This window comes from Lentzea sp. NPDC004782 (assembly GCF_040609115.1).
Classification (GTDB): Bacteria; Actinomycetota; Actinomycetes; order Mycobacteriales; family Pseudonocardiaceae; genus Lentzea.
Genome location: NZ_JBEXJN010000005.1, coordinates 1 through 15,347, shown reverse-complemented (window position 1 = coordinate 15,347; position 15,347 = coordinate 1). Strand labels below are relative to the sequence as shown.

Genomic DNA, 15,347 nt, shown 5'->3' with positions numbered 1-15,347 from the left:
GAAGGGCCGTTCCTCCTTTGTGGAGGGACGGCCCTTCGGGCGTTAAAGCGGTCGTGTCGCGATGCGAGGTGGTGGCACAGTCGGGGCATGTCCCGACACGCGCCCTACGACGATCCTGGCACCCCTGACACCCGGTCGGCCTGGCGGTACCTGTGGTGGCTGGTGCGGATGCAGCGCCGGCGGGTGCTCGCGGGGGCGTGGTGGGGGTCGCTGTGGATGTGCGGGCTGATCTTGCCGCCGTACCTCATCTCGCAGGCGATCGAAGCGCTCAGGGCGAACGACCGCACGGCGTTGGTGTGGTGGAGTGCGGCGCTGCTCGTGGTGGCGGCGTTGCTGGCCCTTGTCGGGGTGGCGAGGCACCGCACGATGACGTTGGTGCGCACCGATGCGGCGCTCAGGACCGCGCAGGTCGTCGTCCGGCACGTCACGAGTCTTGGCGGCGTGGTGCGGCGGAAGCTGTCCACTGGTGAGCTGACGTACCTGCAGAACGGCGACACGATGCGGATCGCGCACGCGCTCACCAGCACAGGCCCCGGGGTGGGTGCGGTGATCGCGTACGCCGTCACGGCCGTGCTGCTGCTGCGGATCTCGGTGCTCCTCGCCGTGGTCGTGTTGCTGGGCGTACCGGTGCTGGCGGTGGTGACCGGGCCGGTGATGCGCCGGCTGCACGCGGTGGAGGCCGGGTATCGGCACAGTCAGGGAGAGCTGACGTCGCGGGCGGGGGACATCGTGGCCGGCCTCCGGGTGTTGTCCGGGATCGGCGGCAAGCCGGCGTTCGAGGAGCGCTTCCGGGCCATGTCGCGGGAGGTGCTGAAGGACGGTTACCGGGTCTCCGCCTGGTTGAGCTGGGTGCAGGCGCTGACGTGGGGGTTGCCGGCGCTGTTCCTCGCGGTGGTCACGTGGATCGTGGCGCGGATGGCCGTCAGCGGGACGATCACGGTTCCCGAGATGCTGGCGGTGTACCTGTACGTAACGACGTTGATCGTGCCGGTCAGCTTCTTCATGGAAGGCGCGGACGCCATACCGCGGGCCCTGGTGTCGGCGCGGCGGGTGGTCGACCTGCTCACCCTGCGGCGGAACGCAGATGACACCCGCGAGCCGTTGGACGTGCAGCGCGGCGTGCTGACCGTTGTCGTGTCGGCGAACTCGGCGTTGGCCCGCGACGCCGTCGAACGGTTGCCCGGTGTGGTGGCGGACAACGACGACTACCTGTTCCGCGGGACCGTGCGCGAGGCGGTGTCGGTGGGCGAGCACGACGACATCGAGCTGGAGCAGGCGATCTGGGCGGCGGCCGCGGTGGATGTGGTGGAGGCGCTGCCGGACGGGCTCGACTCGCAGCTGGAGTCGAAGGGCCGCAACGTTTCCGGCGGTCAGCGGCAACGGCTCAGGCTCGTGCGGGCGTTGCTGAGCGAACCGGACGTGCTGGTGCTGGTGGAGCCGACGTCGGCACTGGACGCGGTGACTGAGGCGGCGGTGGCCAGGCGCGTGAAGGAAGCGCGGTTCGGGCGGACCACCGTCGTCGTGTCGTCGTCACCGTTGTGGGTGGGGCAGGCGGACCGCGTGGTGCACCTGGACTCCTCCGGTGTGCAGGAAGAACTGGAGGAGAGCCGATGAACCGGTTGCCGGTCGCGGACCGGCGTGCGGTGCGGCGGGCGGCCGTGCGGCTGATGCGGGGCGAATGGCGGACGTCGGCCGCGGTTCTCGTGCTCACGGTGCTGACGGCGCTGGTCGGGCTCGTCGGGCCGTACCTGCTCGGCAAGATCGTGGGCGGCGTGGAGCGCGGCGGTCTGACCGTGTCCACTGTGGACCCGATGGCGCTGGGCGTGCTCGGCGCGGCGGTCGCGCACCTGTTGCTGGTGCGGTACAGCGCCTTGCAGACCGCACGTCTCGGCGAACGGTTCCTGGCCTCGTTGCGCGAGGAGGCGGTGACGCGGTCGCTGGCACTGCCGGCACGGGTCGTGGACCGGTTGAGCACGGGCGATCTGCTCACGCGCGTGACGAGCGACGTCGGCACGGTCGGGCAGGCGTTGCGGGACAGCGTGCCCGAGGTGTTCACCGGGGTCGTGCACATCGTCGTGGTGTTCGTGGCGATGTTCCTGCTGGATCCGGTGCTCGGACTGGTGGCGTTCGCCGGGACACCCCTGGTCGTGTGGGTGCTTCGCTGGTACCTGGCACGTGCGCGTGGCGCGTACCTCGCGGAGAGCGTGGCCAACGGTGACGTGGCGGAGATCTCCGCGGCGGTCGGCGAAGGCAGCCGGACGATCGAGACCTACGGGCTGCGCGATCGGATGGTGACCGCCGCCGAGGACACCATCGCGCGCCTGTACCGGGCACGGCTGCGGACGTTGCGGCTGCGGAACGTGCTCTTCCCGGTCGGCTCCTTCGTCAACGCCTTGCCGACCGTGCTGGTGCTGCTGGTGGGCGGTTTGGCTTACGCGGCGGACGGTGCCGGCATCGAGGTCGTCGTCACGGGGGCGTTGTGGACGTGGCGGCTGGTGGAGCCGATGGACCGCATCCTGATGTGGGTCGAGTTCCTGCAGCGTGGTGCCGCGTCGTTCGCGCGGATCGAGGGGATCGGGGCCAGTGCCGAACCCGTGGCGCCGGTCGGGCAACCCGAGGACGACCGCATCGAGGTGCGCGACGTCCGTTACTCCTATGTGGACGGACATGAGGTGTTGCACGGCGTTGATCTCGTGGTGCGGCCGGGAGAACGGCTCGCGGTCGTGGGCGTCTCCGGTGCGGGCAAGTCGACGCTGGGCAGGTTGGTCGCGGGCGTCGACCGGCCGGCGGCGGGTTCGGTGCTCGTCGGCGGAGTGCCCGTCGCCGATCTCGTGGCCGCGGGCGAGCAACGGATCGTGCTGGTGACGCAGGAGCACCACGTGTTCATCGGGACGCTCAGGGAGAACCTGGCGATGGCCGCTCCGGACGCGCCGGACGAACGGCTCCTGGAGGCGTTGCGGACAGTCGGCGCCCGCTGGTTCGACGAGCTGCCGGAAGGGTTGGACACCAGGCTCGGGGCGGGCGGCGTGGAGCTGGACCCCGCGCAGGCACAACAACTTTCGCTGGCACGGGTGGAGGTCGCCGATCCGCACACGCTGGTGCTGGACGAGGCGACGTCGTCGTTGGACCCGGCCACGGCCAGACACGCGGAGCGCGCCATCGCGGCTGTGCGGGAGAGTCGCACGGTGATCGCGATCGCGCACCGGTTGCAGACCGCGCGTGACGCCGACCGGATCGCCGTGGTGGACGCGGGCCGGATCGTCGAGCTGGGGTCTCACGACGACCTGGTCGCCAGGGGCGGCACGTACGCGGCGCTCTGGCGGTCTTGGCACGGGGACTAGGCGTTTGGCCACAAGTCCTGCGCGCGTTCGCTGTCGATGATGGGCTCCTTCATCCACCTGACGTGGATGAAGGAGCCCATCATCGAGCACCTGGCACGCAGCGGTCGGGCGCGCAAGGGGCAGAACTTCTGACCAGGTGCTCAGGACAGTCCGGCCGCGATCCGGTCGAAGGCGCGGTTGACGGCGGCGATGTGGTCGGCGGTCACCTCGGCGGCCGGGTCGCCCGCGAGCATGCGGGCGACGCTGTCGGTGAACACGGCGCGATAGGCGCCCATGATCACCGCGGCGGTGATGGCGGGCGTGGGGTCGTCGCTGGTCTCGGCGATCAACCGGGCCAGGACGGCCTGCAGCTCGTCGGCCGCCTCGCGCGCCCGTGCGCGCAGGGCTGGTGACGCCACGACCGTGCGCCAGAAAGGCGGGAACCGCTCGTGGAACCCGCCCAGCGGGTGTTGCTGCTCGGCCAGCTCCACGAACAGCCGCCGCAACGCCTGCAGCGGTGACTCGTCCGCGGAGCGGTCGCGCACGGCTGCGGTGAGCAGCTCTTCGGCCTGCGGGTAGCGGTCGAAGAAGATGTCTTCCTTGCGCGCGAAGTAGTTGAACACCGTCACCTTCGACACGTCCGCGGCCTCGGCGATCTCGGCGATGGTCACGTTGTCGAAGCCGCGCGTCACGAACATCAGCGTTGCCACGTCGGCGATCCGCTGCCGGGTCTCGGCTTTCTTCCGTTCGCGCAACGACGTCATGCGTAAAACCATACCCGACTGAATTTTGAGTCGAGTACAGTTTTTCGCATGACCCATGACGTGATCATCGCGGGCGCCGGTCCGGCCGGCCTGATGCTCGCCTGTGAACTGCGGCTGCGCGGCGTCTCCGTGGCCGTGCTGGAGCGCCTGACCGAACCCGACCTGACGATCAAGGCCGGTTCGATCAACGTGCCGACCGCGGAGGCGTTCCACCGGCGCGGCCTGCTGCCCCGGCTCGTCGCCGCGCAGGAGGAGTCCTTCGGGCACTTCCGCTCCTTCCTCGCCAAGGCGGGCGGGCAGAAGGCTCCGCAAGACGTGGCACCGCCGAAGTTCGCCGGCCACTTCGGCGGCCTCTGGCTGTCCGCCGAGAACTTCGACGACGGCGACCCGGCCTTCCAGGGGCGCGGCCCGGCCGGTGAGGTCGGTTTCGTCTCGCAGCAGCAGATCGAGGCGATCCTGGGCGACTGGGCCGCCGAGCTCGGCGTGGAGGTGCTGCGGGGCGTCGAGCTGACCGGCTCCGAGGCGGGTGACACCGGCGTGACCGTGCACGCGGGCGACCGGACGTGGCAGGCCGGCTGGCTGGTCGGCTGCGACGGCGGCCGCAGCCAGGTGCGCAAGCTGGCCGGGTTCGAGTTCCCCGGCACGGCACCGGAGATCACCGGGCATCAGGCGATCGTGGAGATGGAGGGGCACGAGCGGCTCGGCCGCGGCTGGCAGACCACGCCGACCGGCATCTACGCCCACGGGCCCGTGCCGGGCCGCATCCTCACCGTCGAGTTCGACGGACCGCCGGCCGACCGCGACGCCGAGATCACCCGCGACGAGCTGGAGAAGAGCCTGCGCGCGGTGTCCGGGGTCGACGTCACGGTCACCAAGGTCCTCTCCGCCACCAGGTTCACCGACAACGCCCGGCAGGCGAGCACGTACCGGCTCGGCCGCGTGCTGCTGGCGGGAGACGCCGCGCACGTCCACTCGCCGTTCGGCGGGCAGGGGCTGAACCTCGGGATCGGCGACGCGGTGAACCTCGGCTGGAAGCTCGCCGAGGTGGTGCTGGGCCGGGCGGAGGAGAACCTGCTCGACTCCTACACCGCCGAACGCCACCCCGTCGGTGCCTGGGTGCTGGAGTGGACTCGCGCCCAGATCGCGCTGATGCGGCCCGACTCGCACGCTCGCGCCCTGCGCCACATCGTCGGTGAGCTGATCGAGACGACGGCGGTCACGACCTACTTCGCCAAGAAGATCTCCGGTGTGTGGCACCGCTACGACCTGCCCGGTGACCACCCGCTCATCGGCCGCAGCGCACCGGACCTCGTGCTGGCCGACGGCACGACCCTGGCCGAGCACCTGCACGACGGCAGGGGCCTGCTGCTGGACCTCGGTGGCGTGCCGGACGTCTCACGGGACCGCGTGCGCACGGTCAGCAGTCGTTGCCAGGACGAGCCTGAACTGCCCGGACTGCTCGTCCGGCCGGACGGTGTCGTGGCGTGGGCCGGTGGGGACGGGCTCGACGAGGCGATCAGGACGTGGTTCGGCGGTGGCTCAGGACCGGGCGGGCGGCGAGGTGGCCGGGCGACCGTTTAGACTCAGATCGACTCCAGACGACGAGGGAGATGCGCGTGGCCGAGATGACCGTTGAACTGGTCGCCGTTGAACGCCGCCTGTGGTCCGGCAAGGCCACCTCTGTATCGGCGCAGACGACCGAGGGCGAGATCGGCATCCTGCCCGGTCACGAGCCCGTTCTCGGTCAGCTCGTCGAGGGTGGTGTGGTGCGCATCCGCACGACGGACGGTGGCCTCGTCACCGCCGCCGTGCACGGTGGCTTCCTTTCGGTGACCGGCACCGGCGTTTCCATTCTCGCCGAGGACGCCGAGCTCGCGGGCGAGATCGACGTGGACGCGGCGCGGTCGGCGCTGCAGGACGCGGACGACGCCGAGCGCGCACGTGCGGCAGCGCGCGTGCGGGCCGTGGAACAGTCGGCCTGAGACCGGGCGCGAGGGCGCAGCCGTGGGGATCACCGAGATTGCCGGACTGATCCTTCTTGGGGTGGCGGTCGTCATCGCCTACTTCGCCTGGCGTCGCATCCGGCTGCTGCGTGAGGGTGGCGTGCACGTCGCGCTGCGCAGTCAGTTCGATGATCGTGGACGTGGCTGGCACCTGGGCGTGGGGCACTACCGGGGCGACTCGTTCGCCTGGTTCCGGGTGCTCTCGCTCGGGTCCGGCCCGAACCAGCTGATCTCCCGCGACGGGCTGGAGATCGATGCGCGCCGCGAACCGACCGGGCCGGAGGCGTACGCCATGCCGGTCGGCGCCACGGTGCTGCGGTGCCGCGTCCCCGGTGGTGAGGTCGAGATCGCGATGGGCCCGGACGCGCTGACCGGCTTCCTGTCCTGGCTGGAGTCGGCCCCACCCGGCCGCTCAATTCCCTGGGCTTCTTGACACGATGAACGGCGCTTTTGTCCATCTCAGGTGGACAAAAGCGCCGTTCATCGTTTGTTAGGCGTTGCCTCCGGGCTGCCACAGGACGTCGCCGTCCGGGTTCGCCACGCGGGCCAGGATGAACAGCAAGTCCGACAGCCGGTTCAGGTACTTCGCCGTGAGCACGTTCGTGTGCTCGGCGTCGTCCTCGATCAACGCCCACGCCCGCCGTTCCGCGCGGCGGGCGATCGTGCGGGCCTGGTGCAGCAACGCCGCGCCGGGAGTGCCGCCGTTGAGGATGAACGAGTCGAGCTTGCCCAGCCGTTCGTTGAACGTGTCGCAGTAGCCCTCCAGGCGGTCCACGTACGCCTCGGTGATGCGCAACGGCGGGTACTTCGGGTCCGGCACGATCGGCGTGCAGAGGTCCGCTCCGACGTCGAAGAGGTCGTTCTGCACCTTGCGCACGACGTCGTGCACGTCCGGAGCCAACGAGCCCAACGCCAGGGCCACGCCCAGGGCCGCGTTGGTCTCGTCGACGTCCGCGTACGCCTCGATGCGAGGCGAGGTCTTCGGGACGCGGGAGAAGTCGCCGAGCCCGGTCGTGCCGTCGTCGCCGACCCGCGTGTAGATCTTGGTGAGATGCACCGCCATAAACGGCACTCTATGGCCATACGTAGGATTGCCGCGTGAGCGAGCATTTCCGGGTACACGGTGGCGCACGTCTGGTCGGCGAGGTCGATGTCGTCGGCGCCAAGAACAGCGTCCTCAAGCTGATGGCCGCAGCTCTGCTCGCCGAGGGCACAACGACCCTCACCAACTGCCCGGACATCCTCGACGTCCCGCTGATGGCGGACGCCCTGCGCAGCCTCGGGTGCGAGGTCGAGCTCGAAGGTGACGTGGCGAGGATCACGACGCCGCAGGAGCTGAGCTACCACGCCGACTCCGAGGCGATGGGCAAGCTGCGGGCGTCGATCTGCGTGCTGGGACCGTTGGTCGGGCGGTGCAAGCGCGCGGTCGTGGCGTTGCCGGGCGGGGACGCGATCGGGTCGCGGCCGCTCGACATGCACCAGAGCGGCCTGGAGAAGCTCGGCGCCAAGACGTGGATCGAGCACGGCTGCATCGTCGCCGAGGCCGAGGGGCTGCACGGCGCGCAGATCTGGCTCGACTTCCCCAGCATGGGCGCCACCGAGAACATCCTGATGGCGGCGGTGCTCGCGAACGGCACGACGGTCATCGACAACGCGGCGCGCGAGCCGGAGATCGTCGACCTCTGCCTGATGCTCACGCAGATGGGCGCGAAGATCGAGGGTGCCGGCACGTCCACGCTCACGGTGCACGGCGTCAAGGAGCTCACGCCGACCGAGCACCGCGTGATCGGCGACCGGATCGTCGGTGCCACGTGGGGCTTCGCCGCCGCCATGACGCGCGGCGACGTGCGGGTGCGCGGGGTGAACCCGCACCACCTCGACCTGGTGCTGGAGAAGCTGCGGATGGCGGGCGCCGAGGTGACCGTCTACGAGGGCGAGGACGAGGGCTTCCGGGTGGTCATGGAGGGCCGGCCGAAGGCGGTCGACTTCGTGACGCTGCCGTATCCCGGTTTCGCCACGGACAACCAGCCGTTCGCGATCGCGCTGTCCGCGGTGTCCGAGGGCACCTCGATGATCACCGAGAACCTGTTCGAAGCGCGGTTCCGGTTCATCGACGAGATGATCAGGCTCGGGGCCGACGCGCGCACGGACGGTCACCACGCGGTGATCCGCGGCGTCGAGCAGCTGTCCAGCGCGCCGGTGTGGGCTTCGGACATCCGCGCTGGTGCGGGGCTGGTTCTGGCCGGTCTGTGCGCGGACGGCGCCACCGAGGTCTACGAGATCTTCCACATCGAGCGCGGTTACCCTGGGTTCGTGGAAAACCTCCGCAAACTCGGTGCCGACGTCGAGCGCGTTTCCTAGCTCTTCAGCACCAGCCGCGCGTTCGCGACGTCCGCCGGGAACACCATCACCCGGTACGGCGCGTTCCGCGAACGCGTGGCACGCACCCCGTTCGCCTTCAGCTTCCGCACGAGGACGTTCGCGGCCTCCTCCGTGGGCACGAGCGCGACCTCGCTCAGCAACCCGAAGTCCGTGCCGTCCAGATCCGGCACGGGCCGCTTGTCGTTGCCCGCGAAGTACCGCAACACCAGCACCAGCAGGCCGATCACGCCGAAGACGACCAGGGTCTGGTAGAAGCCCGTCACCCCCTCATCATGCTCTCAGTGGTCTCGATTCAGTGAGCAATCGCACGCGCAGCAGTGGTTACTGGCCAGTACGCTCCGATGAACGACGATGTGGGAGGTTGCTGTGCCGTATCCAGCTGACCGCGAACGCGACCGCCCCTGGGTGATGCGCACGTACGCGGGTCACTCCTCGGCCGCGGCTTCCAACGCGCTCTACCGCCGGAACCTCGCCAAGGGCCAGACCGGCCTGTCCGTGGCGTTCGACCTGCCGACGCAGACCGGTTACGACCCCGACGACGAGCTCGCGAAGGGCGAGGTCGGCAAGGTCGGTGTGCCGATCAGCCACATCGGCGACATGCGCCAGCTCTTCGACCAGATCCCGCTCGGCGAGGCCAACACGTCGATGACGATCAACGCGACGGCCATGTGGCTGCTCGCGCTGTACGTCTCCGTGGCGGAGGAGCAGGGCGCGGACGTCGCTTCGCTCGCGGGCACCACGCAGAACGACATCATCAAGGAGTACCTGTCCCGCGGCACCTACGTGTTCCCGCCGGGACCGTCGCTGCGGCTGATCACCGACATGGTCGCGTGGACCGTGTCGAACGTGCCGAAGTGGAACCCGATCAACATCTGCAGCTACCACCTCCAGGAGGTCGGCGCGACGCCGGCGCAGGAGGTCGCGTACGCGATGTGCACGGCGATCGCCGTCCTCGACTCGGTGCGCGACTCCGGTCAGGTTCCGCAGGAGAAGTTCGGTGAGGTCGTCGCCCGCATCTCCTTCTTCGTGAACGCCGGTGTGCGGTTCATCGAGGAGATGTGCAAGATGCGCGCGTTCGCCCAGCTGTGGGACGAGATCACGCTGGAGCGCTACGGCGTCCAGAACCCGAAGCACCGCCGGTTCCGCTACGGCGTGCAGGTCAACTCGCTGGGGCTCACGGAAGCGCAGCCGGAGAACAACGTCCAGCGCATCGTGCTGGAGATGCTCGCGGTTTCCCTGTCCCGCAACGCCCGTGCGCGCGCGATCCAGTTGCCGGCGTGGAACGAGGCCTTGGGCCTGCCGCGTCCGTGGGACCAGCAGTGGGCGTTGCGCATGCAGCAGGTGCTCGCGTACGAGACGGATCTGCTGGAGTACGAGGACATCTTCGACGGCTCGCCGGTGATCGAGGCCAAGGTCAACGACATCCTGGCCGGTGCGCGCGAGGAGATCGACCGCGTGCAGGCGATGGGTGGTGCCGTCGCGGCCGTCGAGTCCGGCTACATGAAGTCGCAGCTCGTGTCCTCGCTCGCGGACCGGCGTCGCCGCGTCGAGTCGGGCGAGGAGATCGTCGTCGGCGTCAACAAGTTCGACACCACCGAACCGTCGCCGCTGCAGGCCGAGGGCGCGAACGCGATCGAGACCATCGACCCGATCGTCGAGATGCAGGCGGTCGAGGCGATCCGGCAGTGGCGTGCCAACCGCGACAACGCCGCTGTGGCAGAGGCTTTGGACGCGTTGCGCGAGGCCGCGAAGACCGACCAGAACCTCGTCGAGGTCACCATCGCCTGCGCGAAGGCCGGGGTGACGACCGGGGAGTGGTCGCAGGCGCTGCGGGAGACGTTCGGCGAATACCGTGCGCCCACTGGTGTTTCCGGTGCTTCGGCTTCGGGCGAGGCGGGTTCGGAGATCGCACGCGTGCGCGACCGGGTGCGCGGAACCGGTGAGGAGATCGGCGAGCGGTTGCGCATGCTGGTCGGCAAGCCGGGCCTGGACGGGCACTCCAACGGTGCCGAGCAGGTCGCCGTGCGGGCGCGCGACGTCGGTTTCGAGGTCGTCTACCAGGGAATTCGCCTCACGCCGTCGCAGATCGTGTCCGCGGCCGTGCAGGAGGACGTGCACGTCGTCGGCCTCTCGATCCTGTCCGGTTCACACCTCGAGGTGGTGCCCGCGGTGGTCGACGGGCTGCGCGCGGCCGGTGCCGGGGACATCCCGGTGATCGTCGGCGGCATCATCCCGCCGGACGACGCGGCCAAGCTGCGCGAACGTGGCGTGGCGCGGGTGTTCACGCCGAAGGACTACGAGCTGACCGAGATCATGGACGAGATCGTCACCGTGATCCGGGAGGTGCACTCGCTGTCGTAGGGCTCTAGGGTCTCTGGGATGGTCGATGTTGCGCGTGAAGGCTCGGTCGTTCGCATCACGATGACCCGCGCGGCCAAGCGCAATGCGCTGTCCGCCGAGCACCTGACCGAGCTGCTGGAGGCGTTCCGGGAGGCCGGCACCTCCGACGCGGCGGGCATCGTGCTCGCCGCCGAAGGTCCGGTTTTCTCCGCGGGGCACGACTTCGCGGACGTGCACGCCCGTGACAAGGAGGGCGTGCGGCTGCTGCTGGAGCTGTGCACGATGCTGATGAAGACCATCCAGTCCGTGCCGCAGGTGGTGATCGCACGCGTCCAGGGGCTGGCCACGGCGGCCGGGTGCCAGCTGGTGGCCTCCTGCGATCTCGCCGTGGCGTCGCTGGACGCCGGTTTCGCTTTGCCCGGTGGGAAAGGCGGGTGGTTCTGCCACACGCCCGCGGTGCCCGTGGCGCGCTCGATCGGGCGCAAGCGGTTGATGGAGATGGCGCTCACCGGCGACGTCGTGGACGCGGCGACGGCGGTGGAGTGGGGCCTGATCAACAAGGCCGTACCCGCCGAGGAGCTGGACGCCGAGGTCGACGACCTGCTCGCACGGGCGACGCGCGGCAGCCGGGCGTCGAAGGCCGCCGGCAAGGTCGCGCTGTACGCGCAGCTGGACCGGCCGGAGATCGACGGCTACGAGATCGCGCTGGCTGTCATGGCCGAGACTTCGCAGACCCCGTCAGCCAAAGAGGGACGGGCGTCGTTCCTGGAGAAGCGGCCGCCCGTGTGGCCCGACTAGTCGCGAGCAGCTTCAGCGCATCGGTGTTCGGGCCGGGCTCGGCCTGGTAGATCACCAGGAACTGGCCGGGCGCCTCGCGGACGTCGAACGAGTGGAAGTTCAGGGTGAGCGGGCCGACCGCCGGATGCATGAAATCCTTGATGTCCTGGGTCTTCCCGCGCACGTCGTGCTGCTGCCAGAGTTCCGCGAACGTCGGATGATGGTTGAGCTCGGCCACCATCCGCTCCAGCCGCTGGGACTTCGGGTCCGCCGTCCGCCGCAGGTGGGCGACGGTGCTCTGGGCGACCCACTGCCAGCGCGGGTAGAAGCTGGTCGCGGCGGGGTCGAGGAACGTCATCCTGGCGGCGTTGTCGGCAGGGCTGAACGGCTCGTACAGGGCGTCCGCCAGCGCGTTCGTGGCGAGGATGTCGAGCAGCGAGTTCATCACGAACGCCGGCATGTCGTGCAGGCCGTCCATGAGCCGCCGCAGCTCGGGACTGACGACGTCCGGCGCATGGCCTTCGTCGGCGACGACCCCGGCGAGGCGGTGCAGGTGGGCGCGCGCGTCGGTGTCGAGCCGCAGCGCCCGGCTCAGCGCGTCGAGCACCTGCGCGGACGGGTTGGTCTCGCGACCCTGCTCCAGCCGGGCGTAGTAGTCGGCGCTGACGCCGGCCAGCACCGCGACCTCTTCCCGTCGCAGGCCCTTGACCTTGCGCTGGGTGTGGCTCGGCAGACCGGCGTCCTCCGGGTTGACGCGGGCGCGGTGGGCTTTCAGGAACTCTCCGAGCACGCCTTTGAGGATATTCATCGTCGGCCGCGTTTGACTGGGTGTGTCACACCTAGGGAGAAGGTGTCCTGGTTGGGCGTCGGTTTCGCGCCGATCGTTGTGGCCATGAGCAAAGTTGTGGTGATCAGTGGAGCTTCCAGCGGTATCGGCGAGGCGACGGCCCGTGTCCTGGCCAAGGCCGGGCACCAGGTGTTCCTCGGGGCGCGCCGGGAGGACCGGCTGGAGGCGTTGGCCGAGGAGATCGGTGGTGGTTTCGCACGGCTGGACGTGACCTCGCGCGAGTCGTTCCAGTCCTTTGTGGACGCGGCCGTGACGCGTTACGGCCGCGTCGACGTGCTGGTGAACAACGCGGGCGTGATGCCGTTGTCGTTGCTGGACTCGTTGAAGGTGGACGAGTGGGACCGCATGGTGGACGTGAACATCCGCGGCGTGCTGAACGGCATCGCCGCTGTGCTGCCGAGGTTCACCGGCGGCGGGCACGTCGTGAACGTCGCCTCGATCGCCGCGCACATGGTCATGCCCACCGCGGCCGTGTACTGCGCGACGAAGTACGCGGTGTGGGCGCTGTCCGAGGGCTTGCGGCAGGAGCGCGACGACCTGCGCGTCACCGTCATTTCGCCCGGCGTCACGGAATCCGAGCTGGCGGACACCATCACCGAGGACTTCGCGGCCTCGATGATGGAGGACTTCCGCAAGATCGCGCTGCCCGCCTCCGCCATCGGAGAGGCGATCGCCTACGCGATCTCGCAGCCTGATTCGGTTGACGTGAACGAGATCGTGGTGCGCCCGGTGGCCCAGCGCTAGGCGCCCGTGGTCGAGCCGGGCCGGATGATCATCAGGACGGTGACCGCGGCCCAGAGCACGTTGAAGATCCCCGTGTACACGGCCAGGTTCTTGAGGTCCCTGGTCTCGAGGGCCTTCTCCTGACCGGGGAGGATCTTCAACGCCAGCACGAACGCGGCGGCGGTGGTGAGCGCGATCGACACGATCACCCACGGGTGGCCGGTCACGCCCATCACGCCGGCCGTCGCGAACCCGAAGACCGGCACCGAGATGCCGATGAGGGCGTAGACGCGGCAGATGCGGTGCAGCAGTTCGGGGTTGCTGTTGTCGCGGACGGCTCTGGGGAACATGCTGGCGGCCACGGTGACCGGGCCGATGGCGATGATCGCCGCCAGGACGTGCAGCGAGAGGAACAGCTTGCTCACGCGGCCCTCCAGGCGGTGCCGCGGCGTTCGTGGGCGAAGAGGGTTTCCACTTCCACCGCCTTCTGGGCGCCGATCTCGCGTTCCACCAGGTAGAGGCCGAGGTCGATGCCCGAGCTGACGCCGGCGGCGGTGACCAGGTCGCCGTCGTCGACGATCCTGGCACGGACGGCGTTGACGCCCAGGGACTCCAGCGCGGGCAGGCCGAGGTGGTTGGTGGTCGCGTTCCTGCCCTTGATCAGGCCGGTCATGGCCAGCAGCAACGATCCGCCGCACACCGTGGCGATGGTGTTCTTGTGGATCAGCGCGGGAGCGAGAGCAGCCGCGGCCTTGCTGAGCAGCGCAAACGTTTCCTCCTCCGCGAGAGCGGCCGCGCCGGGGAGAACGACGAGGTCCGCGTCCGGGTCGAGCCGGCCGGTCGCCTTGAGCGACAGCAGGTTCAGGCCCGCCGGGACCTCCCGCGGCCCTTCCACCGTCACCAGCTCGGCCCTGATCCCGCCCGCCGCCAGCGTTTCGTACGGGCCGATCACGTCCAGCGGGTCGAACCCGTCGAACAACACCACCTGCGCGAGCATCCGCTCCTCCTCGCTTGTCGGTGATCACGACGGTAGGAGTGCGAGGCCGTGCCGGGAACTGGCTGGAATGCCATGTTCCAACGGATTCTCGCCAGCTACCGTGGTGGACGTGCACGAGGTCGCGGTGGTGGTGATGGACAGCGTGGTCCCGTTCGACTTCGCTGTCGGGGTCGACGCGTTCAACTGGACCGGGCGGTACCGGGTCCGGCTCTGCGGTCCGAAGAGGACCGTCAAGTCCGAGCTGTTCGAGCTGAAAGTGCCGCACGGCTTGGAGTCGTTGTCCGAAGTGGACACGATTCTGCTGCCGGGGCACGCCCCCGGCCTGGTGATCCCGAAGCGGGTGATCGAGGCGCTGCGGCAGGCCGCCGCGAGGGGCGTGCGGATCGCGTCGATCTGCTCGGGGGCGTTCGTGTTCGCGGCGACCGGACTGCTGGACGGGCTGCGGGTGACCACGCACTGGCTCGCGGCCGCGGAGCTGCAGGCGCGGCATCCGGCGATCCGGGTCGACCCGGACGTGCTCTATGTCGACAACGGGCAGTTCCTGACCTCGGCCGGCGCGGCGGCGGGGCTGGACCTGTGCCTGCACATGATCCGGCGCGATCACGGGTCCGCCGTGGCGGCCGATGCGGCACGGTTGGCTGTGATGCCCCTTGAGAGAGAAGGCGGGCAGGCGCAGTTCATCGTCACGCCACCGGTGGCGCCGCAGGGTGCGGAGCTCGAACCGGTGCTGCGGTGGATGGAGGCCAACGCGGCGGACGACCTGACGCTGCAGGACGTGGCCAGTCGGGCGGGGATGAGCACGCGGACGTTGAACCGGCGGTTCCGCGAGCAGACCGGCACGACGCCGTTGCAGTGGCTGCACCGGGCGCGGGTGCGTCAGGCGCAGCACCTGCTGGAGACCACGAACCAGCCGGTGGAGCTGATCGCGAGCAAGGTCGGGTTCGGGTCGGCCACGGCGTTCCGCGACCGGTTCAAGCGGATCGCCGGCACCTCGCCGCAGAGCTACCGCGCGGCCTTTCGGGGCTGTCACAACTGAGCAGGTAGCCGGAAGCCGTGTCCGCAACTCGCCGGCTGGTGAGGTGGATGAAGGGCGCCTTCCTCCACGCCAGGTGGAGGAAGGCGCCCTTCATCCACCTCACCGGACGGCGAGTTGCGAACGCGACGTCCGGCTGCCCGTTCAGCGCAGCAGGAACG

At 69.6% G+C, this 15,347-nt stretch carries 16 protein-coding genes; 10 read left to right on the top strand and 6 right to left on the bottom strand.

Annotation, left to right across the window (positions count from 1 at the left end):
• The first annotated feature begins 87 nt into the window (after positions 1-87).
• On the top strand, positions 88-1,614 hold the full coding sequence (locus tag ABZV40_RS06220) for an ABC transporter ATP-binding protein (RefSeq protein WP_355436649.1): 1,527 nt from the start codon (positions 88-90) through the stop codon (positions 1,612-1,614).
• Entirely contained in the window at positions 1,611-3,341 is a 1,731-nt protein-coding gene (locus ABZV40_RS06215; protein ID WP_355436646.1) for an ABC transporter ATP-binding protein, read from the top strand. Before ABZV40_RS06220 ends, ABZV40_RS06215 begins: the two co-directional genes overlap by 4 nt.
• 140 nt (positions 3,342-3,481) lie before the next feature.
• Here the strand turns inward: ABZV40_RS06215 and ABZV40_RS06210 are convergent, their stop codons facing one another.
• The gene (locus ABZV40_RS06210; protein ID WP_355436643.1) at positions 3,482-4,084 is read right to left on the bottom strand and encodes a TetR/AcrR family transcriptional regulator; all 603 of its coding nucleotides are present in this window, start codon (positions 4,082-4,084) and stop codon (positions 3,482-3,484) included.
• Between the two features lie 48 nt (positions 4,085-4,132).
• Here ABZV40_RS06210 and ABZV40_RS06205 point away from each other — a divergent pair, with 48 nt between their 5' ends.
• The 3 genes from ABZV40_RS06205 to ABZV40_RS06195 are packed head-to-tail and all read left to right on the top strand — an operon-like array spanning position 4,133 to position 6,520.
• Positions 4,133-5,665, top strand: a complete 1,533-nt coding sequence (locus ABZV40_RS06205) for an FAD-dependent monooxygenase (protein WP_355436640.1) — start codon at positions 4,133-4,135, stop codon at positions 5,663-5,665.
• A 35-nt stretch (positions 5,666-5,700) separates the two neighbouring features.
• A complete protein-coding gene (locus tag ABZV40_RS06200; RefSeq protein WP_189256391.1) occupies positions 5,701-6,066 on the top strand; it encodes a F0F1 ATP synthase subunit epsilon in 366 nt (121 codons plus the stop codon).
• A gap of 22 nt (positions 6,067-6,088) precedes the next feature.
• On the top strand, positions 6,089-6,520 hold the full coding sequence (locus ABZV40_RS06195; RefSeq protein ID WP_355436637.1) for a DUF2550 domain-containing protein: 432 nt from the start codon (positions 6,089-6,091) through the stop codon (positions 6,518-6,520).
• A gap of 57 nt (positions 6,521-6,577) precedes the next feature.
• Here ABZV40_RS06195 and ABZV40_RS06190 read toward each other — a convergent pair whose 3' ends face one another.
• Positions 6,578-7,150, bottom strand: coding sequence for a cob(I)yrinic acid a,c-diamide adenosyltransferase (locus ABZV40_RS06190; RefSeq protein WP_355436634.1), 573 nt, complete (start codon positions 7,148-7,150; stop codon positions 6,578-6,580).
• Between the two features lie 35 nt (positions 7,151-7,185).
• Between ABZV40_RS06190 and murA the strand changes: the two genes are divergently transcribed.
• Positions 7,186-8,448 (top strand): UDP-N-acetylglucosamine 1-carboxyvinyltransferase, encoded by a 1,263-nt coding sequence (murA, locus tag ABZV40_RS06185; protein WP_355436631.1) that lies wholly within the window; start codon positions 7,186-7,188, stop codon positions 8,446-8,448.
• Here murA and ABZV40_RS06180 read toward each other — a convergent pair.
• Positions 8,445-8,732 carry a hypothetical protein gene (locus ABZV40_RS06180; protein ID WP_355436629.1) on the bottom strand — a complete coding sequence of 96 codons (288 nt, stop codon included), beginning with the start codon at positions 8,730-8,732 and terminating at the stop codon, positions 8,445-8,447. The genes murA and ABZV40_RS06180 overlap by 4 nt on opposite strands.
• A gap of 103 nt (positions 8,733-8,835) precedes the next feature.
• On the opposite strand from ABZV40_RS06180, the gene ABZV40_RS06175 reads away from it, so the two are divergent.
• Positions 8,836-10,830 (top strand): protein meaA, encoded by a 1,995-nt coding sequence (locus tag ABZV40_RS06175; protein WP_355436626.1) that lies wholly within the window; start codon positions 8,836-8,838, stop codon positions 10,828-10,830.
• Positions 10,831-10,848: 18 nt separating this feature from the next.
• Positions 10,849-11,607 (top strand): enoyl-CoA hydratase-related protein, encoded by a 759-nt coding sequence (locus ABZV40_RS06170; RefSeq protein WP_355436623.1) that lies wholly within the window; start codon positions 10,849-10,851, stop codon positions 11,605-11,607.
• Here the strand turns inward: ABZV40_RS06170 and ABZV40_RS06165 are convergent.
• Complete coding sequence (locus tag ABZV40_RS06165) at positions 11,522-12,388, bottom strand: helix-turn-helix transcriptional regulator (RefSeq protein ID WP_355437135.1); 867 nt, start codon at positions 12,386-12,388, stop codon at positions 11,522-11,524. The two genes, ABZV40_RS06170 and ABZV40_RS06165, sit on opposite strands and share 86 nt — an antisense overlap.
• Positions 12,389-12,478: 90 nt before the next feature.
• Between ABZV40_RS06165 and ABZV40_RS06160 the strand changes: the two genes are divergently transcribed.
• Complete coding sequence (locus tag ABZV40_RS06160; RefSeq protein ID WP_355436619.1) at positions 12,479-13,177, top strand: SDR family oxidoreductase; 699 nt, start codon at positions 12,479-12,481, stop codon at positions 13,175-13,177.
• Here ABZV40_RS06160 and ABZV40_RS06155 read toward each other — a convergent pair.
• Positions 13,174-13,581 (bottom strand): hypothetical protein, encoded by a 408-nt coding sequence (locus ABZV40_RS06155; RefSeq protein WP_355436617.1) that lies wholly within the window; start codon positions 13,579-13,581, stop codon positions 13,174-13,176. The genes ABZV40_RS06160 and ABZV40_RS06155 overlap by 4 nt on opposite strands.
• Positions 13,578-14,153 carry a DJ-1/PfpI family protein gene (locus tag ABZV40_RS06150; protein ID WP_355436614.1) on the bottom strand — a complete coding sequence of 192 codons (576 nt, stop codon included), beginning with the start codon at positions 14,151-14,153 and terminating at the stop codon, positions 13,578-13,580. Before ABZV40_RS06150 ends, ABZV40_RS06155 begins: the two co-directional genes overlap by 4 nt.
• Positions 14,154-14,262: 109 nt before the next feature.
• Here ABZV40_RS06150 and ABZV40_RS06145 point away from each other — a divergent pair, with 109 nt between their 5' ends.
• Positions 14,263-15,189: a helix-turn-helix domain-containing protein gene (locus tag ABZV40_RS06145; RefSeq protein ID WP_355436612.1), complete on the top strand. Its 927-nt coding sequence runs from the start codon at positions 14,263-14,265 to the stop codon at positions 15,187-15,189.
• Positions 15,190-15,347 lie beyond the last annotated feature (158 nt).